Raw genomic sequence first — 22,875 nt, forward strand, 5'->3', positions numbered from 1 at the left:
CCCGCCTGTATACGGGGAGTTGTATGCGTCATTTTGGGCACCTTGCGCCCGACACTCGCAAGACACTGTTCCACCAGGAGCCCGCGGAGTTCACGCCTGACTCCCCGGCCCGCATTCTCGCGGCAGCTCTCGGTGCGACGCTCTACAGCCCTGCCACCCGCCCGCGTCTGGCCGCCGACATCCTCAAGCAGGCCGGGCACGGCGTGCGGTCCATGGTCCTGTGCCTGGAGGACTCCATAGGGGACGGTGACGTCCAGGCCGGCGAGGCCAACCTCGTCCGGCAGTTCGCCGCCCTCGACGAGGAGGCGGCCTCCGGCGCAGACCTCCCGCTGCTGTTCATCAGGGTCCGCACGCCCGGTCAGATACCCGATCTGGTGGACCGCATGGGCCCGGCGGTGCGGCGGTTGTCCGGTTTCGTCCTGCCGAAGTTCACCGAGGAGCGCGGCGTGCCGTTCCTGGAGGCGCTGGCCGGGGCCGAGTCGGCGTGCGGCAGGCGGCTGTTCGCGATGCCGGTCCTCGAATCCCCGCAGCTGCTGCACCTGGAGACCCGTGCGCAGACCCTGCAAGGCATCGCCAGGACCGTCGGGGCCCACCGCGAACGGGTCCTCGCGCTGCGCCTCGGTGTGACGGACTTCTGCTCCGCCTACGGCCTGCGCAGGGCGCCGGACATGACCGCGTACGACGTCCACATCGTCGCCTCCGTGATCTCCGACGTGGTGAATGTGCTGGGACGCGCGGACGGCACGGGCTTCACCATCACCGGCCCGGTGTGGGAGTACTTCCGTCTGCACGAGCGCATGTTCAAGCCACAGCTGCGCCGCAGCCCCTTCCTCGGCCGGGCCGAGGAATTGCGTACGGCGCTGATCGAGCACGACATGGACGGCCTGCTGCGCGAGATCGAGCTGGACCGCGCCAACGGGCTGCAGGGCAAGACCTGCATCCACCCCTCGCACGTCGCCCCGGTCCATGCCCTCTCGGTGGTCAGTCACGAGGAGTTCAGCGACGCCGGGGACATCCTGCGGCCCGAGCGGTGCGACGGCGGGGTGCTGCGCTCCGCCTACACGAACAAGATGAACGAGGTGAAACCGCACCGCGCCTGGGCGGAGCGGACCCTGCTGCGGGCGGAGGTCTTCGGCGTGGCGCGGGAGGGAGTCGGCTTCGTGGAGCTGCTGACCGCGAGCCTCCCCTAGGCCGAGGCCCGGACCCTGGCGCACCCGCGGGACGGGGAGCAGGGTGGAGCCGGCCAAGACGTACGACGGGCGCCGCGACAAGCGGCGCGTCCGCGGCGACGGTGTGACGGATGTAGCCCGGCAGAAACGGCCGGGAGCAGGCCGCGGAAGGCGGCGAGCGACATGATGGAGGAGACGAAGCGCGTGGTGTGGACAGGAGAGTGGGTCGCTGAGCGGCTCGGAGTCTCGCTGAGCGGCGGGGACGAGCTGCCGGAGCTGCTGGGGCTCGCGCTGCGGCGCAACCCCAAGCGGGCCCATCTGCTCGTGTCGAACGTACTGGGCAAACACGTCCCGCAGCGCCCGGGTGCCGTCCACGGCGCCGGCTTCGGCCTGGGGCGCCGGGTGCGCGAGCTGCTGGGCGAGGAGGCCGCCGCCCGCTCCGTCGTCCTGGGATACGCCGAGACCGCCACCGGCCTGGGGCACTCCGTCGCCGACGGTCTGGCCCTCGCGCCGTATCTGCACTCCACCCGCCGGCCCGTGGCGGGCGTCGAGGCGGTGGGCGGCTTCGAGGAGGAGCACAGCCACGCCACGTCCCATCTGTTGCTCCCGGAGGACCCGGCTCTGCTCGCCGGGGACGGCCCTCTGGTGCTCGTCGACGACGAGTTCTCCACCGGCAGGACGGTGCTCAACACCATCAAGTCGCTGCACGCGCGCTTCCCGCGGGAGCGGTACGTCGTGGTCGCCCTCGTCGACATGCGCTCCGACGAGGACCGCAGCCGCCTGGAGAAGTTCGCTGCGGAACTGGGCGCCCGCGTCGACCTCGTGGCCCTGGCGGCGGGCGGCGTGCGGCTGCCACCGAACGTCCTGGAGCGCGGGCAGGAGCTCGTCGCCGCCCATGAGGTCGCTGCGGTACAGCCGACGGCGGAAGCCGGTGCGGCAGGCCGGGCCCCCGCCGTACGGGTCGACCTCGGCTGGCCCGCCGGGCTGCCGGACGGCGGCCGGCACGGCTTCACCCCCGCCCACCGCGAGCGGCTGGAGGTCGCCCTGCCGGACGTGGCCGCCCGGCTCGCGGCGCATCTGGACGGCGCCAGGCGCATTCTCGTTCTCGGCAACGAGGAGCTGATGTACGCGCCGCTGCGGATCGCCGAGGCACTGGACGCGCGGATCGGCGGCCCGGCCGGGGACGCGTCGGTCTCCTTCTCGACCACGACCCGCTCCCCGGTGCTCGCCGTCGACGATCCCGGCTACGCGATACGGACCCGCCTGTCCTTCCCCGCCCATGACCGGCCGGCCGACGGCCCGGGGGAGCGGTACGCGTACAACGTGGCCGCCGGCGCCGACCCGGACCGCGGCTTCGACGCCATCGTGGCGGTCGTGGATTCCAGCGGCGACCGCACCGAACTGCACGCCACCGGCGGCCTGCTGGACCGCCTCGCCGAGCACACCGGCCGACTGCTCCTCGCCGTCGTCCCCTCCTACGTCCCGCAGGCCGCTTCGCCGTCGGAGCCGCCCCGCGGGACGGCCGGCACGGCGGCGCACGACACCGCCGCACCCCACCCCCCGCGACGACAGGCCCCTTCCATGCCGCTGCCCGAGCCGCTGCGCGGCCCCGCCTTCTCCTCGTACGCCCCCGACGAGGTCGGCTGGCTGCTCCAGGACCTCTCCGACGTCACGCTGGAAGCGCCCACCGAGGAGCGCGAGGAGGCCATCCAGCGAGGCGGCGCCCACTACGCCGAGTCGCTGCCCGTCGAATACCAGCCGAGCGAGCAGTACCAGGCGCTGTTCCACAGCGCCCTGCGGACGTCCGCCCGCCGGATCGCGCGGGCGGTCGGCGCCGTCACCGACACGGTGCTCGCCGAGCGGCAGCGCCCCGGAGCCTCCCAGGCTCGGCCGGTGCTCGTCTCACTGGCCCGCGCCGGCACACCCGTCGGGGTGCTGATGCGCCGCTGGGCGCAGCACGCACACGGCCTCGACCTGCCGCACTACGCCGTCTCGATCGTGCGCGGCCGGGGCATCGACACCACCGCACTGCGCTGGCTGGCGGCGCACCACGACCCGGCGGACGTCGTGTTCGTGGACGGCTGGACCGGCAAGGGCGCCATCACCCGCGAACTCGCGCAGGCCCTGGCGGACTTCCCGGGCTTCGACCCGCGGATCGCCGTCCTCGCCGACCCTGGCGGCTGCGTCGAGACCTACGGCACCCGCGACGACTTCCTCATCCCGTCCGCCTGTCTGAACTCCACCGTCTCCGGTCTCATATCGCGCACCGTGCTGCGCGACGACCTGGTCGGCCCGGACGACTTCCACGGCGCCAAGTTCTACCGGGAGCTGGCCGGCACCGACGTGTCGCGCGATTTCCTGGACGCGATCGGCGCGCACTTCGACGATGTCGCCGAGGAGGTCGCCGCTGACGTCCGGGAACTGGCCGCCGCCGATCGGGCCCCTACCTGGGAGGGCTGGGCCGCCGTCGAACGGATCAGCGCCGCTTACGACATCAACGACGTCAACCTCGTCAAGCCCGGCGTCGGCGAGACCACCCGCGTGCTGCTGCGCAGGGTCCCCTGGAAGATCCTCGCCAAGCGGGGCGCAGGCGCCGACCTCGACCATGTGCGTCTGCTGGCCGAACAGCGCGGTGTGCCCGTCGAAGAGGTCGATGAACTCCCGTACAGCTGCGTGGGGTTGATCCACCCGCGGTTCACCCGTGGGGCGACCGGCGCCGACGGCAGGGCGGTGGCCTCCTGATGAGCGTGATCGTCGCGAGCGACCTCGACCGCACCCTGATCTACTCCGCTGCCGCACTGGCCCTGGACATGCCCGACGCCCGGGCTCCACGGCTGCTGTGCGTGGAGACCTACGAACACAAGCCGCTGTCCTTCATGACGGAGACGGCCGCCGCGCTGCTCGCCGAACTGGCCGGCAGTACCACCTTCGTGCCGACCACCACGCGCACCCGCGAACAGTACGGCCGCATCCATCTCCCCGGCCCCGCACAGGAGTTCGCCATCTGCGCCAACGGCGGGCACCTCCTCGTGCGGGGCGAGTCCGACCAGGACTGGCAGCGGGCCGTCGCGGAGCGGCTCGCGTCGCACTGCGCGCCCCTCGACGAGGTCCGCACCCATCTCGTCCGCACCGCGGAACCGTCCTGGCTGCTCAAGGAGCGCGTGGCCGAAGACCTCTTCGCCTACCTCGTCGTAGAGCGGTCCCTGCTCCCCGAGACATGGGTCAAGGACCTCACCGGCTGGGCCGAGGAGCGCGGTTGGACGGTCTCCCTGCAGGGCCGCAAGATCTATGCGGTGCCGAAGCCGCTGACCAAGAGCGCCGCCGTGGCCGAGGTGGCGCGCCGCACGGGGGCGTCCGAGGTCCTCGCGGCCGGCGACTCCCTGCTCGACGCCGATCTGCTGCTCGGTGCGGACCGCGGCTGGCGGCCCGGCCACGGCGAGTTGGCGGACTCCGGCTGGCAGGCCCCGCACGTCACGGCACTCCAGGAGCGCGGGGCCGCCGCGGGCGAGGAGATCGTACGGGCCTTCCTGCGCGGTGCGCAGGGGGTGGAGGGCAGCGGCTGATACGGGGACGCGGGGGTCGGGTGCGAGCCGGGGGCGGGGCAGTTGGCCCGCCCCCGGCTCGTGGCGGCGAAGGGCGGCTCCAGGGCTCGGCTAATCTCGCCGAGGCGGTCGGCGGAGCCGAATCCGGGCGCCGGCCGACCCGCTGTCCGGCATCGAAGGAGAGTCAGTGACCGAGTCGAAGAGCACGCCGATCACGGCGGAGATGTATGACTACGTCCTCGCCCACAACCCGCCGCTGGACCCCGTTCAGCGGAAACTCGTGGAGACCACCCACCGGCAGTTCCCCGAGTCGGCGGGCATGCAGTCCGCGGAGGAGCAAGGGCCGCTGCTCGCGTTCCTGGTGCGGCTGATCGGGGCCCGGCGGGTCGTCGAGGTGGGGACGTTCACCGGGTTCTCCGCTCTGTCCATGGCCCAGGCGCTGCCCGCGGACGGCACGTTGATCGCCTGCGATATCTCCGAGGAGTGGACGGCGTACGGCCGCGAGGCGTGGGCCGAGGCCGGGGTCGCGGACCGCATCGACCTGCGGATCGCGCCCGCACTGGAGACCCTGAAAGCCCTCCCGGCGGAGCCGCACATCGATCTCGCCTACCTCGACGCGGACAAGGGCGGCTATATCGGGTACTGGGAGGAACTGGTGCCGCGGCTGCGGCCCGGCGGCCTGATCGTCGCGGACAACGTCCTCTTCCACGGCGGTGTCGTCGACCCGGAGGCGACCGGTTCGGCGCGGGCCATCAAGGAGTTCAACGACCATGTCGTGGCCGACAAGCGGATGGAGGCGGTCATGCTCACCGTCGCGGACGGGGTGACGGTGGCACGCAAGCGGTGAGCGTGTGCCGCTGGCCGCTGGCCGCTGGCCGCTGGCCGATGACCGATGGCAGGTGGGGCCGGCTGCCGGCGCCTGCGGTGGTGGTCGATGTCGGACGGCGCTTCGCACTCCCGGGGCGGCTGCCCCAGGGACCATCGGCCCCGGGGCGGCTGCCCCAGGGACCATCGGCCCGGCACGGCTGCCCCGGGTGCGCGACTAGCCGCAGCAGCCGCCTCCGCAGCAGCCGCCCCCGCCACCGCTCGGCGCGGGAGCGGACGCGGAGCCGCCGACGGCGACCGTGGAGAGGAGCTTGACGGTGTCCTCGTGGCCGTCGGGGCAGACGGCCGGGGCGGAGGACTCGGCCATGGGACGGTTCAACTCGAAGGTGGAGCCACAGGGGCGGCACCGGTACTCGTAACGAGGCATGGCCACAGATTAGCCGCGGCGCCGCTCAGCGCACGACGGTCCCGGGCGGCGCGCCCAGCAAGCTCAGCTCCGCCCTGGTGGGAGCACCCTCCCAGTCACCGGGGGAGGTCACAGCGAACGCGCCGGTGGTCACGGCACGCTCGAGGCGCCCGCCCGGCTCCTCCCCGTCGAGCAGGGCCGAGAGGTAACCCGCGACGAAGGCATCGCCCGCCCCGACCGGGTCCACGGCCCGTACGGATTTCGCGGGCCGGTCCATGCTGCCGTCCTGGGTGAAGACCCTCGCTCCGTCCGCTCCGAGCTTGACGACGACCTCATCGACACCGAGGTCGAGCAGCAGCCGCGCCTGAGCGGGGAGCGGGCCGGCCACCCCCGCTTCGTCGGTGTCCTGCGGCAGACACAGAAGGAGTTCGTCGTCGGAGGCGATCAGGATGTCCACGTACGGGATCCAGGTGCGCAGGACACGGGACGCCTCGTCCGCGGCCCACAGACGGGCGCGGTAGTTGACGTCGAGACAGACCAGGCTGCCCGCCTGCTGCGCGAGCCGGAGCGCGAGGAGGGCCGCCGAGGCCGCGGTGGGGCTCAGCGCCGGCGTGATCCCGGTCAGGTGCAGGACACGGGGCGGTGCGATGGCGAAGGCGCGTTCCACGGCGCCTTCCGTCAGCCGTGAGCCCGCCGACCCGGCCCGGTAGTAATGCACCCGGGTGACGTCGGGAAGCCGCGGCTCGAAGAGGATCAGCCCGGTCGGCGCCTCCGGGTCGGCCGAGGCGGCCGAGACATCGACGCCCTCGGCCCGCAGCGTACGCAGGACCAGCTCCCCGGCCTCGTCGTCGCCGACCGCCCCGCCCCAGCGGACGGTGTGCCCGAGCCTGGCCAATCCGATGGCGACGTTGCTCTCCGCGCCGGCGACGGAGACCTGCATCGTGCCGCCGAGCTTCAGCGGGCCGCTGCCGCGCAGGGCGACCATGGTCTCTCCGAAGGTGAGTACCCCCGGCCGGAGCTGATCGCCCTCCTGTGGCGAAGGCCCCGCGGTCTCCGGCTGCGTGGACCGGGTGGACTGGGTGGACTGGGCAGAACCCCCGGTCATCGGGCACACACCGCCTTGAACTCCGCCGCGCGCTTGCGCAGCGCGGCCAGGTCGCCGCCGTCCGCCGCGTCGCCGATGAGGGGCGACCCGACGCCGACCGCCACCGCCCCGGCGGCGAAGTACGCGCGCGCGGCGGCCGCGTCCACCCCGCCGACCGGTACGAACGGCAGGTCTGGGAAGGGGGCGCGGAGCGCCTGGAGATAGGCGGGCCCGCCCACCGACGCCGGGAACAGCTTCAGGGCGGATACGCCCAGCGCGTTCGCCGCGATCACCTCGGACGGCGTCATCACACCGGCGAGCGTCGGCAGCCCGCGGCGGACGGATTCCTCCAGGCCGGCGCCCAGGCCGGGCGTGACCATGAGGTTCGCCCCGGCGTCGGCGGCGCGCCGGGCGTCCTCGGCGGTCAGGACGGTGCCGGCGCCGAGCCAGGCCGCCTCGCCGAGAGCGGCACGCGCCCGCTCGATGACGGCGAGGGCGTCGCTCCCGCTGAGCGAGATCTCGACCAGCGGAACACCCTCCTCCGCCAGCGCCATGACCGTTCGGAACGATGCCTCCGCATCCGTGCCCCGAATGATGGCGACCAGTCGCTCGTCCCGCAGTGCGGTACCGAAGCCCGCGGTAGTGAAGTCCATGACCCTTCCTGTTTCCGTGTCGGTGTGGTGTGTCCGTTGTGGCGTTCCGGGGCTGCTGTGCCCCGGGTGTGGCCGTGTCCGGCGTGGTGGTTTCCGGTGGTGGTCGCGGTCCCACGGGTGGTCCCGGTATCTCCCACGGGTATACAGGGCCGGATACGTGTGCCTACCACGGGGTCCCGTACGAGCCCCTGCGCGATCTTCGCGGCGGGGCACGCTCGGGGGCGTGCGCCCATGGACACTCGCGGGCGGATGCCTACGGGTGGCGGTCGCGGACCGACGCCTAGGGGTGATCACGGGCGGACATGTCGAGCAACTCGAGCATTGCCATGTAGGCGCCGTCGACATCCCGGTCCCGTACCGCCTCGACGACAGCGGCGTGCGCGGCGTACGGGTGCTCGGACGCGCCGGTGGCGTGCACGGCCCGGTCCCGCTGGATGATCACGGGCACGATCACCCGGTACATCTGGGCGTAGAAGCGATTGTTCGACGCGATCAGCATCGCGGTGTGAAAGGAGGCGTCGGCGCGTACGAGCAGCACGGCATCGCTGTCGGTCGCCGCCATCGCGCTCAACGCGGCGTTCAGCGCCGCGAGGTCGTCGTCGGTACGACGCTCCGCCGCCAGCGCGGCCGCGGCGGGTTCGATGGAACGGCGGAGTTCGAGCACGTCGGCGAAGAAATCGGACGAGGGGCCGGCAGCGAGCTTCCAGCGCAGCACGTCGGCGTCCAGGAGATTCCACTCGTCCCGGGGGCGGACGACCGTGCCGTGCTCCTGGCGGGTGCCGAGCAGCCCCTTGGTGGTCAGCACCTTGATCGCCTCGCGCAGGACGGTCTGGCTGAGGTCCAGCTCCTCCATCAGCTCCGGCGCCGAGAGCGTCTCCCCCTCTCCGTATGTGCCGTCGACGATCCGCTGCGCGAGCGCTTCCACTGCCGCGCCGTGAACTGTGCGGCCCGTGGAGGAGGCTGCATCTCCCAACTGCCTCATGCTGCTCCCCTGATCTCCCTGATCTCCCTGGTCCTCACCGGAGTCCCCGGCGCGCCGCCTTCACGTGGTGACGCGCCGCGCCCCACGTACGCCGACGCCTCGTTCGCGCAGCGAACGATCGGTCACTCGTGGGCCGTACCGGTCACACGACCGCCACTGAACGATCGGCCCGAGGGTCGGTGGCAATTGCCCACGAGCTGCCTGCCGGCCTGCCCGACGCCATGGCGCCTGCGCGCCGCTCACATGCCCGCCGCGAGCCGGGGGGCGGCGGGCCGAATCGGTCAGCCGCCGGGAGAGTTGCCCGAACCTGCGGTTCCGCCGGAGCCTCCCGGAGGTGCGCCCCGGGTTCCCGTTCCCGAGTCCGCGGAGCTGCCCGCCCGTCCGATCGCGCCGCCGCGCGCGGGAGGGCCGTGAGCGGCCGTACCCGCTCCCTCCTGCACCCGCATGAGCGCTGCCCGCTTGGCCGCTGCCACGCCGCCCTCGCGCTGCAACCGTGCCCTGGCCAGCCGTTCCGCTTCCTCGGGGTGCCTGGTGCGCCAGTACGGGTTGTCGTTCGGCAAACCGCCGCTGACCCGTCCGTACATGCCGAACACCAGCAGCATCAGCCCCACCAAGAAGCTGAACACCACGTTCTGGATCTCGAACGCGAGGAAGTTGGCATCCGTCTCCAGCAGCGCCAGATTCACGAATCCGCTCAGCAGGAAGAGGAGGCCGAACACGATGTTCAGAGTGGAGGCGAAATTGCCGCCGATCACCATGCCGCCGAAGAGCAGGCCGCCGGCGACGATCGAGATCACGCTCAGCGCGCCGTTGGTGTTCAGCCCGGCCACGGTGTCGCCGCCGGTATCGAAGAACCCGATCTTGTCGATCAGACCGAGGATGCCGAAGACGACCAGCACCACGCCCATCAGCCCGGCGCCGACGCGGTAGACCCGGCTGAGCCGGTGGTCCACCGGCAGATGTTCGTCGAGGCGTGTGTGGCGCGGCTTGCCGTGGAACGGCTTGGAGGGCCTGTGCAGGCCAGTAGCCCCAGTCACCATGTCCGGCCTCCTTCGCGCAGGTTTGCCGCCTGGGCCGTTCTGCTCTCCAGGATCCGCCACGCCGCCGCATCACGCCATCGCGCCACCATCGATCCACCACACCCGCACCACCACCGGCCCACGCCGCACCGTTCCGGCGGAGCACCGACCGACGGCACCGATGACCCGCAGGGGGTGGCCTGGGCGGGGCCGCGTACGCGCAGCGGCCACACCGGGCGGCCCGTACCGGGCTCGTCGGTCCGGGCTCCTCAGCCCAAGGCCGTCCCGCTCGGCTGACGACTACCGTCCCCTCAGCAGAGACGATCACCGTCCTCTCAGCCGGCCGGCCGCTCCCTCATCCGCCGGCGCCGCCCCGGGCCTCGCGGATTTCCTGCACCACCCGGGCCGCCGTGTGCCGAATCGCCTCGGTTTCGGTCAGGAAGTGCCACCAGTCCGGGTGCCGTCCCTCCAGCCCCTCGACCGCGCGGTCCAGCCGCGCCACGGCGTCGTCCAGGGGACCGGCATGCCGCGGGTCGGGGGTGCTGCGTCCGGCCATCGCCAGCCGCTGGGCGTCCCGGATCGCGAAGCGGGTCCTGTCGACCTCGTTCTGCCGGTCGAACGACACCGAGTCGAGCCGCTGCAGACGGTCACCGGCCGCCGAGACCGCCTCGTCCGTGGTGTTCAGCAGAGCGCGCACGGTCGCCAGCCGGCTCGTGGCGTCCGCCCAGCGCTGTTCGTCCCGCGCCTGCTGCGCCTCCCGCAACTTGATCTCGGCCTGCTGTACGGAGTGCGCGGCCTGCTCCGGTACGTGCTGCAGGTCCTGCCAGCACGCCGCGCTGTAACGCCGCCTCAGCTCGCTGAGCACCGGATCGACCTTCCCGGCACGCGTCGTGATCGCCTGCGCGCGGGTCCGCAACGACACCAGCCGCTTGTCGATCTCCGCCGCCGTCTCCGGAAGCCGCTCCGCCTCGGTCCGTACGTCCTCGGCCTTGCGCAGCACCTCGTCGGCGCGCCGGATCGTCTCCTGCACGCCATGCTGTCCCGCGCCCTGATTGAGCTTGGTCAGCTCCGGAGCCAGCGCAGCCAAGCGGGCCGCCAACTCGTCCGCCTTCAGCCCCTGCGCCCGGACCGCGTCCAGCGCGTTGCTCGCCGCGAGCAGAGCCTGCCGCGCCCGCTCCACAGCGGGGGCGAGCCGCGCCAGCTGCGTCTCGGCGGTATCCAGCAGCGGCCCCAGCCCCTGGGCGAACCGGTCCAGCTCCTGCTTGACGCGCTCCAGCTCCTCCTTGGCCCGCGTCAGATCGGCCCGCGCCCGCGCCACCGCGGCGCCGTCCAGGTCGTCCCGGTCCAGGTCATGGGTGTCGACGGCGGTGATGTAGCCCTGACTCACCTCGTCGATCCGCCGCCCGAAACCCGCGTAGTCCTCGGCGGCCTTGTGCGCCCGCGGCGAACTGTCCACCGCGGTGATCGTCTCTATCGAGATCCGCAGATCCCGCTGCGCGGTATCCAGCTCGTAGAACGCCGCCGCCGCGGCATCCTTCGCGGCCTGCGCATCCGCCCGCTGGCTCTCCCCGCGCCCGAACCAGCGACGGGTACCCCCACCGGCGAACGAGGTCGGCGCCATCGCCACCACCAAGGGCAAGGGCAGCAACATCAGCGCCACCACATCCCGGACCCGGCCCCCGCGGGATCTACGGCGTGCTCGCTGCTCGTGCGGCTGCGCGTGTGTCGCCGTCACATCCCTCTCCCGATCGGATCGCCCCAGAACCGACTCACATTCTCCCACTCAACGGAAACGAACACACCGGCCGGTAAGTTCACACTTCGAGCACTGGTTTGCAGTTCAGCCCTGGTGGCAAGGTAGTCTGTCGGCTCGGCCAGGGCGCATAGCTCAGCGGTAGAGCGCTGCTCTTACAAAGCAGATGTCACAGGTTCAAATCCTGTTGTGCCCACCAGCAAAAAGACCCCCCGTTGATCATGACGGGGGGTCTTTGACATCCAGAATTGACATCAACGGCGCAGGTCAGCCGGTACTGGGCCGCCGCTTCAGAAGCCGGTCCATGTGGCTTACGGCCTCACGCTGCGTGTCCTGGACGACATGCGTGTACGTGTTCATGGTGATGGCGATCTGACTGTGTCCCAAGATCTCCATCACCACCCGGGGAGCCACGCCGGCCGCAGTGAGCAGGGTGGCGCAGCCGTGCCGGGCGTCGTGCAGGCGGATCACCCGAAGGTCCGCGTTCTTCGCGACGCGGGTGAATGACCGGTAGAGATTCCGAGGCTCGATCGGCCGGCCGCTGCGCGTGGTGAAGACGTATCCCGTCTCTTCCCACTCGCTTCCGGCACGTTTACGCATGGCGGCCTGCCTCATCCTTTGCCACCGGAGCGGCGCGAGGCACATCGCCGGCAGGGGGAGCGTCTGGCGACGACGGCGCCCCTTGGGATCATCGTCGTACGCTTCGCCCCCAACTCGCTGACGCTGCTTCCTCACCCGGATCTCCCGCTTGTCCAGGTCGACATCGGCCCAGCGCAGACCGACGATCTCACCCCGGCGGAAGCCAAGCACGATGGCGATCACGAATGCGGCATATAGCGGGTCACCACGTGAGGCCGACAGGAACGCCAAGGTCTCGTCCAGCGACCAGGGCGAGAGGTCTCTGGACGCCGCCGACGGCGGTTCCACCAACGTGGCGACGTTCCGCGTGATCAGCTCTTCCCGGCAGGCCGCCATGAGCGCAGTGCGCAGGACGCGGTGCGACTCCTTGGCCGTGGCCGCTGACTTTCGCCCCTCGACCTGACTCAGGAATCGGCGCACGTCCCCGACGCTCAGCGATTCGAGGCGCTTGGTGCCGAGCATGGGCACCAAGTACAGCCGCACGTGCACCTCGTACTTGGCGTACGTCGTCCGCTTGCGACGAGGCTTGATGATGTTCTCCAGCCAGTAAGGAAGCCACTCAGCAAGCTTGGCCGACCGCGTGGGCACCGGTACGCCGCTGTCAACCTTGGCCAGCAGCTCCCGACGCTTGGTGTCGCACTCGGCCCAGGTCTTGCCGTAGGCGAACTTGCGCGCGCGGGTGCCGTCGGGCTGGAGGACGTAGACGGCGGCCTGGTAGCGGCCGTCTTTGCGCTTGGTGATGGTGCCGGCCCCATTGGGGTTGCGCTTGCGCTGCTGGGCCATCAGGCAGCCTCCGCAATCTGGTTGGTGATGAAGTCACGGAGGGACGAGAGGGGCACGCGGCGAGCGCGGCCGACCTTGATGGAAATCAGGCGGTGGGAGCGGATGAGGTCGTAGACCGTGGATCGGCCCAGGCGAAGCCGGGCCATGACTTCCGGCACCGTCAGCAGTTCGTCAGTGGCAGGGGTCATGACCATCCATCTCCTTCGGTGTTGAGTTCGGCGCGCAACTCTCGGGCGATGTCGCGGTTGGCTTGGATGTCGCGGTGGATGCTGGCGGCGAGCCAGGATTCGCCGGGGGTGTGGCCGTGGCCGGCGTAGGTCCAGTGGGCGAGGGTGAGCGTGGTGGCTTCGGGGTACTCGTCGGGGTCGGACAAGCCGAGGGCTGCGCGTTGTTGTTGGGCGCGGTAGTCGGCGCGGACCTGGCGGAGGGCTCCGAGGGTGGTGGAGTAGCGGCGGGACTTGGTGGAGAAGTGGCCGCGAAAGCCGAGCATGTGGGCCCAGGCGGCGAGCTTGCGTTCTGGGTAGGCCGGGGCGAGGTCGAGGCAGGCTTCCATGAGGCGGCGGGGGTGGTCGGGGGTGTGCAGGGCGGTGAGGTTCTGGCTCGTGCGGGTGCCATTGCAGCTGCTGCAGTGGCTTAGCGGAGAGCCGGGGCGGGTGTAGCGGGAGGAGCGACCGGTCCCCCCGCAGGCGCGGCAGTGGATCGGGGTGTCGGTGCCTCCGCTCACTTCGGCGGCCTTGGTGGCGTATTTGGCGACGTAGGAGGCGACAGCCTGTTCGGTGAGGTCTTCGCCGTTGCCGAAGGCGCCGATGGGCTGGACGTCGAGCTGCTTGCCCCAGCGCAGCACCCACCCCGGATGCCCGTGTTCTTCGTTAGCAGGGACGCCGACTTCTACGCGAGCAGCGGCTGCCTGTATGGCGTCGGTGAGCAGGTCGTGGGTAGCCCAGGCGGGCGGCGGGGTGTGGGGGCCGTCGGGTCCGTCGAAGCGGATGACGGCATGGAAGTGGACGGCGCCACGCTTCTGGTACTCGGCGACCTTGCCGAACGAGACGCGGGACTGCTCGCGGGCGGCTTTCTGCGTGAGGCCGGCCCGGGCGGCGATCTCACGGCGCAGGTAGATCGTGAAGTAGCGCCACAGGTCAGAGGCGTGGTTGTTCCACAAGACGGCGCCTGCGTAGTCGTAGGTGTTGGGGTTGAGGGCGGTGCCCAACTCGGGTGCGTCGTCGGGGTGGTGGGTGCCGCAGCGGCAGGGCCGGTTTCCGGGGCGGTTGTGGACGGGGCCGAAACTGGGGGCGGTGAGGGTGGCGAAGACGCGGGGGTGATCGCGAACTGTGTGCGGGGTGCCCTTGTTGGGGTCGCCGGTCAGGCCAGCGCGGATGAGGTGGTAGGTGTCGCCGGCGTAGGTCCAGGCGCAGGAGGGGCAGCGGGAGACGCGGCGGTTTCCGCAGGCGACGCGGAGGCGACCGCCCGGCTCGGCATCGGTGGTGTAGGCGTGCAAGACCTCGCCAGTGGCCGGGTCAAGGGTCTTGGTGGCACCGGTGAGGTGGATGGGGTCTGAGCAGCCGCCGGTGCGGCGGATCTGGTCCTGGATGCGATCGAAGCCCGGGGACCCGACCACCCTGAGCACGTCGCGCAGGGTGCTCGGGTCCAGGCCCGCCATGGTGGCGGAGTCACTCACGCGGACACCTCACGGGCGGCAGCGCGGCTGCGAACGGGAACGGTGCCCGTGCCGTGGCAGGTGCGGCAGGAGACGTTGACGGTCTCGCGGGTGCCGTCGGCGAGGAGCTGGCCGGTGGTGATGGCGACGGCCGGGAAGTCGTCGCAGCTGGGGCAGCGTCGGACGCGGGCAGCAATGGTCTCGGGCATCATGAGGAGTCCCTTTCGGGTCGATGAGGTCTGAAGGGGTGCAGGCGCCCGGGGCGGCGGAAGTTTGGCGACCGAGGCCGCCCCGGGGGCCGTTAGCGCTTGCGGGCGAGCTTGAGCGTGATGCTGGCGCCGCCGATCGTCGGCAATGCTGCTGCAGCTGCTGGAGCGGCAATCTGGAACGCGTGGGCGAGCACGATGAGGAAGACCGAGGCGCCGACGGTGATCGCGATCGTTAGCGCAATTGGGCCCGCGTAGGAGCGGGGCGGGGCCTGGACGATGACGACGTTGCGGGGATCGACGCCGGGCGGGATCAGGTGGGCCGGGCGGTGGTTGGCGCGAAGCTGGGCGTCGGGGTAGCGCACGGGTCGTCTCCCTTCGGTGTGGGCTATTTGATGGCCGTGCCGATGGCGGGGCCGAGGAAGCTGCTGGCGAGGAGGTATCCGCCGAGCAGGAGCACGGCGACGAGCCACCAGGGCGGGCGGACGAGCTTGACGCCGAGGATTCCGACGGCGATCAGGGCGAGCCAGAGTGGGACGTCCATGGCGGTGCCTCCTAGGCGTTGCAGCGGTGGGTGCGGGCGGCGAGTTCGGCGGCTGAGCGGTTGTCGTATTCGGCGGAGAAGTCGCAGCGGGGCGCGGTGCAGGCGGCGGTGTGCTTGTCGCGCCCGCGGCCGTCGCGGAAGGTGGCGACCTTCACCGGGCCGAACTGCCGGACGTCGCGGAATTGCCGGTAGGCGGTCATGGCTGTCCTTTCTGATCAGGCGAGTTGAAGCTCGACGGCGATGGCATCGGCCATCGGGGCGGGCAATCCGAGGCGGGCGCGGAGCGCGTCCGGTGCCATCGGGGCGCCGGTGGTGACGTGGTGGGTGTCGGCGATCTTGCGGGCGTGATCCAGCAGGGCCGGCGGGACCGCAGGCGCCGGTACGGCAGGCCGGGGCGAAGGCGCGGCCGGCACGGTCTCCGGCGACGGCTCCTCCACGGCTTCGGGCACCTTCTCGGAGGCCGGTGCGGGCAGTTCTGCCTGTTGCGGATCCGGGGCACGCTCGACGGTGACCGGTTCCGAGGCCGGGGCCGTCTCGGTGGTCGTGTCGGCTTGCACGGGCTGAGCAGGGGCGTGGGCGAGGAGGGTGCCTCCGAGAAAGGCCAGAGCGGGCCATCCGGCGACGAGGATGCGCAGCCAGGCCGGGACGTGGTGGAGGTCGAGGAGTCCGGCGGTGGCGACGTTCGCGCCGAGGGACGCGACGAGCGCGATCACGAACCAGGTCCAGGCGGCGCGGGCCGCGTGGTGGCCGGCGCGAAGGGTGCGCAGGCGGCGCCAGGCGGCGACGAACAGCAAGTCCACCGAGACGGGATAAGCCCAGGCTTTCCAGCCGTCCTGCCCCGCCGCAGCGGCAAGATCGTGCAGGTGGGAGAACGACAAGGCTCCGGCGATTACGGCCTGTACGAGCACGGCGTCCAGGCGGAGCTTTGAGCGCATCAGGGGGACTCCTCGGCGTCGCTCATCGTGCGCGGGCCGAGGTAGAGCAGCAGATGGGCGCGGTCGCTCTTGTTAGCAGTCCGGTAGACGCTGCGGGCCAGGCGAAGGGCCCTGGGGAAGTCGCCGGCGTCAAGAGCACTGACCACGTCGCTGATGGTCTGTTCGATGTTGGGCTCCATCGCGGTAGCCCCTTCCGTGTTGGGCTGGCGCCAGGGGGGCGTTGAGCCATCCGCCTGGCGCCAGGCAGCTAGTCGTCGTCTGCATCGCGGGAGGGCGCTTCGTCCTCCCAGGGGGCCGGCGGGAGCGGGGAGCCCTCGGCCAGGGCGGCGAAGAACTCTCGGGCTGTCAGCGGTCGTCCGTCTTCCATGGGTGGTCTCCTCGACTCGTTTTCGGCATGAGAGGGGTAGGGACCTGGCGCGAAGCGGTCACGCCAACCGGATTGCGGGGTGTGTCAGGGGATCGCGGGCGCCGTGGTGGGCTTCGGCGGCACGGTCTGCGCCAGCATCGGAGCGACCGTCGGGCGGAACGGATCAAGGGGCGGAAGGTCGGGGATCAGGTGCGCGAACTCGCGGCAGACGGCCACGGTTTCGGCCTCACTGGTCTGCGGCGTGCGGATGCGGCCCCAGCCGCCGGAAGAGTCCGCCGCAACGGCCTGCCCCGGGCGATCAGCCGGGATCAAGGACGCAGCCGGAACAGCCTCGGGGGCGACGTCATTGAGGCCCATTTCGGCGGTCTGCTTGTCGTTGACCCGGTGTACGACACGGCCGGTGAGCTGAGCGCGGAGCATGGTGGCGCCCTTGCCGAGTTCGGAGCCGAAGCGCTGGCCGCAGATCTCCAGGTAGATGCCGACTGCGCGGGAGAGCTGGGAGAGCCGGATCAAGCCGGTGACGATCCGCTCGCGGCGGTCCTCATCCTTCTTGGAGGAGATCAGGAACAGTTCCGCGATCTCGTCGACCAGGACCACAACCGGAGCTGGCCGCCGATGCTCGGGCAGGGCCCACAGGTCCGAGACGCCATGCTTGGCGAGCAGATCGAAGCGATCTTCCATCTCCGCCACGAGCACCTCAATCAGCGAGGCAGCATCGTAGGGATTCACGGCGAGCGCGGACAGACGAGCCGCATACCGGGAATGTTCCACACCGCGCTTGCAGTCGATCCCGACCAGGGCGACCGGCAGTTGAGCAAGGCCCTTGATCAGGTTGCGCTGATACATGGACTTGCCGGACTGGTTCGCGCCCAGGGTCAGCGCGTGCGGGACCTTCCGGTAATCCCGCTCGTACGTCCTGCCGTCATCGCGTAGCGCGACCGGCACCACCAGGTCACGGGGCATGCTCTTGTGCGGCATCTGGACGCGACGCAGTACGTCGTACCCGGTCATCCGCAGTTCGACATAGCCGGGCTTGGTCGGGATCACGTGCACCGCGTACACGCCCCACGCGTGACGAAGGCGCTCAGAGGCAGCCGCGATATCGGCCGGCTCCAGGCCGGCGGGAAGGCGGAGCGTGACCCGCAGGCCGGTCGACGTTCCGCGCACCCGGCGGATCTTCGGTGGCACGGGCTGCACCTCGCTGCGGGCGACGTTGCGAGCCACGAACGCCCGCAGGCCGGAGGGCTGGACCGTCAGCCCGCAGACATCCATCGTGGTCCGGTACTTCGAGGCGAACCGGCACCACGTGACGGGCAGGCCCACCAGCTTCCAGTACGCGCGAGGAGCGCGGACCTTGATGTAGGCGACGCCACCAACACCGGTTAAGGCCCCGGTTACCTCCAGCGCCGTGGACAGGTCCGCCACGACTCAGACACCCGCCGTGACAGCAACCGCGCGGAACGAGATCCCGTGGCGCTTCTGCCCGTTGAACTCGTTCTCCCAGTCCCGCGCCTTGAGCCCGATCACCGACACCGGAGTACCCGGCGCCAGCCCCTCGGGAAGACCCGTCTCGGGGACGGTCACCTGGTACAGGTTGCCCTCCCCCTCATCAGAGATCAGAAGGCCAACCGTCGACAGGCCCGCACCCGACTCCCGATCCACGGCCCGCTCACCAGTCTGCTTGTTCACGAGCTTGGGCGTCGGCGCGGTCGCCACGAACACCACTGCGGTCGAAGTGTCGATCTTGAACGAAGGCATGGGATTTCCCCTCGAAGCAGGTGACTAACTTGGCTAGCCATGTTGGCTACATGACCAACGTAAGCAACATGGCTAGTCATGTCAACACCTGACTGTCTTGGCTGTCCCAATGCCGGTCCTCCCGCGTACGATCGGGGGCATGACCTTCGCTCCCGACCCCCTAGACCCGGACGACGACCGGCCGCCGTATGAGCAGGTGGCGAGCAGCCTCGGAGCAGCTATCCGAACCAGGAAGCTCGCCCCGGGAGAGAAACTCCCCTCGCACAAGTCGCTCACGGAGCTGTACGGGTTCGCGCGAGCGACGATCCAGCGCGCGCTACGGGATCTCGAAGACGAGGGTCTAGTGGTGTCCCGCAAGGGCAGCGGCGTGTTCGTCCGCAACAGGACAGAGCGCCCCGCCGGCCTTCGCCCCTACGTCGAGCAGGCGTTCTCCAGCAAGGACGTCACGATCGACTTTGCAGGCTTCTCCAGCGAGACGCTTCATGGCGCCTTGCAAGAGCCGATGGACAAGATCAGGGTGGGACGCCTCACCCCATCGAGCATCACGGTCCGCATACTCGTGCCGGACATGACGGTGCCCCAGGCAGCGCCGGTACGTCGCGAAGACTGTGCCGACGACGTCCGACTTCGCACCCGCATGCACGACATCATGGTCGGTTACACACGCAGCATCCGAGACTCGATCGCCGAGCTAGGGCACCTTGGCCTTGTGCCTGAAACGCGCGTCGACGTTCGTGTTCACAGCGGCACGCAGTTCTTCAAGCTGTACGTGATCAACAATGAGGACGCCTTCTTCGGCTACTACCCGATCAAGCCGAACAAGGTTGTGGCACAAGGGGAGGCGATCGAGATCTTCGACCTGGTGGGCAAGGACACCGTGCTCTTCCATCACTCAGTGAACGACGGCGACTCATCGAGCGGGGCTCAGCAGGTACAGCAGGCCCGCATGTGGTTCGACAGCGTCTGGGAGAGCATCGGAAGGGACTTCGATCTCGATGGGCAGTGACGACCTTCGCAGGACGTTGGCCCGGGCGTCCGCCGTGCTCTTCGACTTCGACGGCCCGCTGTGCGACGTGTTCGCCGGGATGCCGGCACCGGAAGTAGCAGGTGAGTTGGCACGACAAGCAGCCGCCGTTGACCACTCTCTAAGCGCGAAGCTCTCCGAGACCGGTGACCCGCTCGAAGTCCTTCGGCTCACCTACCAGGCCGATCCCCAACTTGGCCTGCGGATCGAGCAGGCCCTTACCTCGACTGAGGTGGCAGCCGTAGCCGTGGCGGGATGTCCCACTCCCGGGGCTGTGGCAGCGCTTGAAGCAGTGCAAACCGCGGGGCGTCGGATTGCGGTCGTGAGCAACAACTCTGCCGAGTGCGTCCGCTCGTTCCTCGCCCGGCATTCGTTGGACGGCTACGTACGCGAAGTCGTAGGGCGTGCGGCAACTCGTCCAGATCTCATGAAGCCCCATCCGCACTCGTTGCTGCGTGCCGCTGAGCTTCTGGAAGTCGGCCCGTCGGAGTGCGTGTTGATCGGCGACTCCCTCACTGACATTCAGGCGGCACACTTGGCCGGCGGCACCGCAATCGGCTACGCCAACAAGCCGCACAAGCGCTATGCGTTCGCCGAAGCAGGCGCAGAGGCAGTCATCGAGTGCATGGAGGCCATCGCAGACGCGATGCGGTGAGACGGGGGAGCTGTTACAGGTTTCTCTACCTCATCAAGGCACCCGGCTGCGCTCCGCTCCGCCGGGCGCGCTTCCCGGCTCTGGCTGCGCCCGCGCTCCTGCCTCCGGCCCGCTCGGCGCTGCCGCCGCCGACGCGCGCCCACGAGAGATAGGCCCGGAGGGCATGAGTCGAGAACCAAGCCCGCGGCTTCAAGACATGCCTCCGGCGGGGGCGCTCAGACTCCGGGATAGGAGGGCGCCGTTCGCGGGTGCCGGCGGATCTGTGGTGAGCGTTGTGGGCTCCCATCCCGACCACCTTCGACCCAGGCAGAGCCGAGCAGTCGTGGGGGGGGGGGGGGGGGGGGGGGGGGGGGGGGGGGGGGGGGGGGGGGGGGGGGGGGGGGGCGGGGGGCGGGGGGGGGGGGGGGGGGGGGGCGGGGCCCCCGCGCCCCCCCCCCCCCCCCCCCCCCCCCCCCCCCCCCCCCCCCCCCCCGCCCGCTCCACGGTGTGTGGGTCGAAGGCGGACGGGATGGGAGCTGGGGTGAGTGGTGGTACAAACTAGGGGTAAGGGTGCGGGTCGTGCAGTGAGCTGGGCAGCCCTCACCGCGGACCGTAGGGTGCGTTCACTAGCCAAAAGGCACCTGGGTGCCGCCGTCGTGATCCAGACTGTACGAATGGATGCGGGGATCGCAGCGGTCATTGCAGGTGTGGCCGGCATGGTCGGCGCGCTTGGCGGGGCTGCGACAGGAGGTCTGGCGGCAGTGCGTGGCGCACGAATCGGCGCGGAGAAGACCTCTGCAGCTCTCCTGAAGCAGACACAGGACCAGGCCGAGATTGAGCACCGGCACTGGGCACGGGAACACCGACGGCAGGCTTGCTCACAGCTCATGGAGCAATACGCTGGAATGCTCGGAGCATTGGCACTTGCGCAGAAGGCACTTTGGAACGGGGAACTGCTCCCTGCTGAAGAGCATCAGGCGATAGATGCCCTGAAGGTGGCTATGGCTCCCGTTAGCCGTCAACTAGACCTGTGGGGTCCACCTGAGCTGCGCGACGCAGTGGACGAACTCATGGACAAGGTCATGATTGCCGCTTTCCTGGTGAAGGAATGGGCTCACGCCGTCGAGACTTCTGCAGTCGACATCGCGGCGCATGAAGCGCGGTACCAGCACTTCGACACCGGGCCGGCATACAACTCATTTGTTGCTACCGCGGGTGAGGTACTGCGAAGCCCAACATAGAAGCTGTTTAGGCTGCTCGGGCGAGGGACTGATCTGGAGACCCGTCCACACCGCAGCTGAGGTCTGACATCAACTGCTGACATAAACAGCAGCGACCACGGCTCTATCCGATCGGTCGTTCACTTCTTGGTGGCAAGCTACTCCGTGGTGCATGCCACCGCCCCAACCCGTGTCAGTGCCGCCCCCTAGAGTGCTCCCACCAACGGAGTCACCCTGGGGGGTTCGTGTCTACCTGGCTTCTGAGCTGCAACCCGAAGAAGTTCGACCTTGAGGGGCATCGCCGTGACGGCCACGTCCTGAGCTCATGGACCGTCGTTCGCTACGTGGGTGAGGTGGCGGCCGGCGATGAGTTCGTGTTGTGGGTGGCTGGTCCGAACGCCGGAGCGGTCGCGTATGGGCACTTCACCGGAGCCGCAGAGTATGGGCAACCCGACTTGCGCTACTGGGCTGAAGACCCGGGGCCTAGACACTTCGTGCCGTTGGTGGTCGACAAGTGGCTGGACCTTCGGGTCCCGAAGCACCGCCTCGTTGACGATCCGCGTATGAGCGATGCCACGATCCTTCGGCAGCCGTTTGCCGGCAGTCCTCACCGGTTGACTGATGGGGAGTGGCAGGCCGTGCGCGAGGCCATCGAGGTGTCAGAGGGCGCGGATCCAGACTGGGACCTCGTGCCCGGGGACGAGATCCGCAGGGTCGACCTCCACGCGAAGTTCGGGGGGAGCACGCAGAACGGCATTTCTCCGTGCAGCACAACGGACAACGTCCTGATCTTCACCGCGCCAAGTTCCGGTCACCAGCACGGCTACTTCGACACGTGGAACGAGGATGGCACCTTCCACTACACCGGTGAAGGTCAGACGGGTGACCAGAAGATGATCCGGGGCAACAGGGCGATTCTGGAGCACAGCCAGACTGGGAAGCGGCTGCGTCTGTTCGACGGCGCTAGGGGAACGGTGCGCTACCTGGGGGAGTGGACGCTCGACTCTGAACAGCCGTACACGGAGGCCGAAGCGCCGGCCACCGGCGGTGGCGACCTGCGACAGGTCATTCGCTTTCACATGGTGCCGGTCAAGGCCACCATCACAGCGCCCGAAGTCGAGATCGGGCAGGACTACGTAGTGCCAGACGAGACCGTTGCGCCGGCTCCCGTTACGCCTAGCGCACCAGACCCCGACCTTGTGGGGCGTAACCTGTCGACACACCGCAGGCTGCAGAACCTACTGGCCGCGGAAGCCCAGCGTCGTGGGTACGTCGCCCTGTCACCTGACGTGTCCGACCCTCACTTCGATCTTGCCTGGCGGGATGCTGAGGGATGTCTGACGGTGTGCGAGGTCAAATCGCTGACGCCTGCGAACGAGGCCCGCCAGCTACGCGCCGGACTGGGCCAGGTCCTCGACTACCAAGATCAGCTCCGCGAACGCGCACCGGAGGTGTCGGCCGTCCTGTGGGTGGAGCGAAAGCCGTCCGAGCGGAGGTGGGTCGACTTGTGTCAGCGGGTCGGTGTGACACTTGCTTGGCCGTGCCAGGAGGAGTTGGTGTTCCGCGACAACCAAAGCTGAAGTCCGTCCGACCGCGGGCCATCGCGTTCGCCGGCACCCAGGCCGAAGCCATCCAGCGTGGGTCGCACTTCCTCGCCAACAATGGCGGCGAAGAGGTT

25 protein-coding genes and 1 tRNA gene are annotated in these 22,875 nt (G+C 69.9%); 9 read left to right on the forward strand and 17 right to left on the reverse strand.

The features are described from left to right. Positions 1-23: 23 nt before the first annotated feature. From ACGFZW_RS07115 to ACGFZW_RS07130, 4 genes are all read left to right on the forward strand, one after another. Positions 24-1,190 carry an HpcH/HpaI aldolase/citrate lyase family protein gene (locus ACGFZW_RS07115; RefSeq protein WP_393892020.1) on the forward strand — a complete coding sequence of 389 codons (1,167 nt, stop codon included), beginning with the start codon at positions 24-26 and terminating at the stop codon, positions 1,188-1,190. A gap of 162 nt (positions 1,191-1,352) precedes the next feature. Then, a complete protein-coding gene (locus tag ACGFZW_RS07120) occupies positions 1,353-3,911 on the forward strand; it encodes a phosphoribosyltransferase (protein WP_393892021.1) in 2,559 nt (852 codons plus the stop codon). After that, positions 3,911-4,732, forward strand: a complete 822-nt coding sequence (locus tag ACGFZW_RS07125; RefSeq protein ID WP_393892022.1) for an HAD family hydrolase — start codon at positions 3,911-3,913, stop codon at positions 4,730-4,732. Before ACGFZW_RS07120 ends, ACGFZW_RS07125 begins: the two co-directional genes overlap by 1 nt. A 202-nt stretch (positions 4,733-4,934) precedes the next feature. Continuing rightward, positions 4,935-5,558: an O-methyltransferase gene (locus tag ACGFZW_RS07130; RefSeq protein WP_393892362.1), complete on the forward strand. Its 624-nt coding sequence runs from the start codon at positions 4,935-4,937 to the stop codon at positions 5,556-5,558. 195 nt (positions 5,559-5,753) lie between these two features. Here the strand turns inward: ACGFZW_RS07130 and ACGFZW_RS07135 are convergent, their stop codons facing one another. The 6 genes from ACGFZW_RS07135 to ACGFZW_RS07160 form a co-directional block, all read right to left on the reverse strand. Next, complete coding sequence (locus ACGFZW_RS07135; protein WP_393892023.1) at positions 5,754-5,963, reverse strand: zinc ribbon domain-containing protein; 210 nt, start codon at positions 5,961-5,963, stop codon at positions 5,754-5,756. Between the two features lie 25 nt (positions 5,964-5,988). Then, positions 5,989-7,047, reverse strand: coding sequence for a sugar kinase (locus tag ACGFZW_RS07140; protein WP_393892024.1), 1,059 nt, complete (start codon positions 7,045-7,047; stop codon positions 5,989-5,991). Continuing rightward, positions 7,044-7,679 carry a bifunctional 4-hydroxy-2-oxoglutarate aldolase/2-dehydro-3-deoxy-phosphogluconate aldolase gene (locus tag ACGFZW_RS07145; protein ID WP_393892025.1) on the reverse strand — a complete coding sequence of 212 codons (636 nt, stop codon included), beginning with the start codon at positions 7,677-7,679 and terminating at the stop codon, positions 7,044-7,046. Before ACGFZW_RS07145 ends, ACGFZW_RS07140 begins: the two co-directional genes overlap by 4 nt. 280 nt (positions 7,680-7,959) lie before the next feature. Continuing rightward, a complete protein-coding gene (locus tag ACGFZW_RS07150) occupies positions 7,960-8,661 on the reverse strand; it encodes a FadR/GntR family transcriptional regulator (RefSeq protein ID WP_393892026.1) in 702 nt (233 codons plus the stop codon). 281 nt (positions 8,662-8,942) lie between these two features. Further along, on the reverse strand, positions 8,943-9,701 hold the full coding sequence (locus ACGFZW_RS07155; RefSeq protein WP_393892027.1) for a DUF4383 domain-containing protein: 759 nt from the start codon (positions 9,699-9,701) through the stop codon (positions 8,943-8,945). A gap of 334 nt (positions 9,702-10,035) precedes the next feature. After that, positions 10,036-11,415, reverse strand: a complete 1,380-nt coding sequence (locus tag ACGFZW_RS07160; protein ID WP_393892028.1) for a hypothetical protein — start codon at positions 11,413-11,415, stop codon at positions 10,036-10,038. Positions 11,416-11,557: 142 nt separating this feature from the next. On the opposite strand from ACGFZW_RS07160, the gene ACGFZW_RS07165 reads away from it, so the two are divergent. Beyond that, a tRNA-Val gene (locus tag ACGFZW_RS07165) sits at positions 11,558-11,632 on the forward strand. A 68-nt stretch (positions 11,633-11,700) separates the two neighbouring features. On the opposite strand, the gene xerC is transcribed toward ACGFZW_RS07165, so the two are convergent. From xerC to ACGFZW_RS07220, 11 genes are all read right to left on the reverse strand, one after another. Next, complete coding sequence (xerC, locus tag ACGFZW_RS07170) at positions 11,701-12,855, reverse strand: tyrosine recombinase XerC (protein ID WP_393892029.1); 1,155 nt, start codon at positions 12,853-12,855, stop codon at positions 11,701-11,703. After that, positions 12,855-13,043, reverse strand: a complete 189-nt coding sequence (locus ACGFZW_RS07175; protein ID WP_393892030.1) for a helix-turn-helix domain-containing protein — start codon at positions 13,041-13,043, stop codon at positions 12,855-12,857. The genes xerC and ACGFZW_RS07175 overlap by 1 nt, the downstream gene beginning before the upstream one ends. Beyond that, positions 13,040-14,530 (reverse strand): replication initiator, encoded by a 1,491-nt coding sequence (locus ACGFZW_RS07180; protein ID WP_393892031.1) that lies wholly within the window; start codon positions 14,528-14,530, stop codon positions 13,040-13,042. Before ACGFZW_RS07180 ends, ACGFZW_RS07175 begins: the two co-directional genes overlap by 4 nt. Beyond that, positions 14,527-14,721, reverse strand: a complete 195-nt coding sequence (locus ACGFZW_RS07185; protein WP_393892032.1) for a hypothetical protein — start codon at positions 14,719-14,721, stop codon at positions 14,527-14,529. Before ACGFZW_RS07185 ends, ACGFZW_RS07180 begins: the two co-directional genes overlap by 4 nt. An 89-nt stretch (positions 14,722-14,810) precedes the next feature. Next, positions 14,811-15,080 (reverse strand): hypothetical protein, encoded by a 270-nt coding sequence (locus ACGFZW_RS07190; RefSeq protein ID WP_393892033.1) that lies wholly within the window; start codon positions 15,078-15,080, stop codon positions 14,811-14,813. A 23-nt stretch (positions 15,081-15,103) separates the two neighbouring features. Then, positions 15,104-15,259: a hypothetical protein gene (locus ACGFZW_RS07195; protein ID WP_393892034.1), complete on the reverse strand. Its 156-nt coding sequence runs from the start codon at positions 15,257-15,259 to the stop codon at positions 15,104-15,106. An 11-nt stretch (positions 15,260-15,270) separates the two neighbouring features. Then, positions 15,271-15,459: a mobile element transfer protein gene (locus ACGFZW_RS07200; protein ID WP_393892035.1), complete on the reverse strand. Its 189-nt coding sequence runs from the start codon at positions 15,457-15,459 to the stop codon at positions 15,271-15,273. Between the two features lie 15 nt (positions 15,460-15,474). Then, positions 15,475-16,194, reverse strand: a complete 720-nt coding sequence (locus ACGFZW_RS07205; protein ID WP_393892036.1) for a DUF2637 domain-containing protein — start codon at positions 16,192-16,194, stop codon at positions 15,475-15,477. Then, positions 16,194-16,373 carry a hypothetical protein gene (locus tag ACGFZW_RS07210; RefSeq protein ID WP_393892037.1) on the reverse strand — a complete coding sequence of 60 codons (180 nt, stop codon included), beginning with the start codon at positions 16,371-16,373 and terminating at the stop codon, positions 16,194-16,196. The genes ACGFZW_RS07205 and ACGFZW_RS07210 overlap by 1 nt, the downstream gene beginning before the upstream one ends. A 272-nt stretch (positions 16,374-16,645) precedes the next feature. Then, on the reverse strand, positions 16,646-17,986 hold the full coding sequence (locus ACGFZW_RS07215; protein WP_393892038.1) for an FtsK/SpoIIIE domain-containing protein: 1,341 nt from the start codon (positions 17,984-17,986) through the stop codon (positions 16,646-16,648). Positions 17,987-17,989: 3 nt separating this feature from the next. Beyond that, positions 17,990-18,319 carry a hypothetical protein gene (locus ACGFZW_RS07220; protein WP_393892039.1) on the reverse strand — a complete coding sequence of 110 codons (330 nt, stop codon included), beginning with the start codon at positions 18,317-18,319 and terminating at the stop codon, positions 17,990-17,992. Between the two features lie 139 nt (positions 18,320-18,458). Here ACGFZW_RS07220 and ACGFZW_RS07225 point away from each other — a divergent pair, with 139 nt between their 5' ends. From ACGFZW_RS07225 to ACGFZW_RS07240, 4 genes are all read left to right on the forward strand, one after another. Beyond that, complete coding sequence (locus tag ACGFZW_RS07225; protein ID WP_393892040.1) at positions 18,459-19,325, forward strand: GntR family transcriptional regulator; 867 nt, start codon at positions 18,459-18,461, stop codon at positions 19,323-19,325. After that, entirely contained in the window at positions 19,315-19,998 is a 684-nt protein-coding gene (locus tag ACGFZW_RS07230) for an HAD family hydrolase (protein ID WP_393892041.1), read from the forward strand. The genes ACGFZW_RS07225 and ACGFZW_RS07230 overlap by 11 nt, the downstream gene beginning before the upstream one ends. Before the next feature lie 635 nt (positions 19,999-20,633). Beyond that, a complete protein-coding gene (locus ACGFZW_RS07235) occupies positions 20,634-21,218 on the forward strand; it encodes a hypothetical protein (RefSeq protein WP_393892042.1) in 585 nt (194 codons plus the stop codon). Positions 21,219-21,442: 224 nt separating this feature from the next. Further along, positions 21,443-22,777, forward strand: a complete 1,335-nt coding sequence (locus tag ACGFZW_RS07240) for a hypothetical protein (RefSeq protein WP_393892043.1) — start codon at positions 21,443-21,445, stop codon at positions 22,775-22,777. Positions 22,778-22,875: the final 98 nt, after the last annotated feature.

It is taken from the genome of Streptomyces sp. NPDC048248 (assembly GCF_043201875.1).
Lineage (GTDB): Bacteria > Actinomycetota > Actinomycetes > Streptomycetales > Streptomycetaceae > Streptomyces.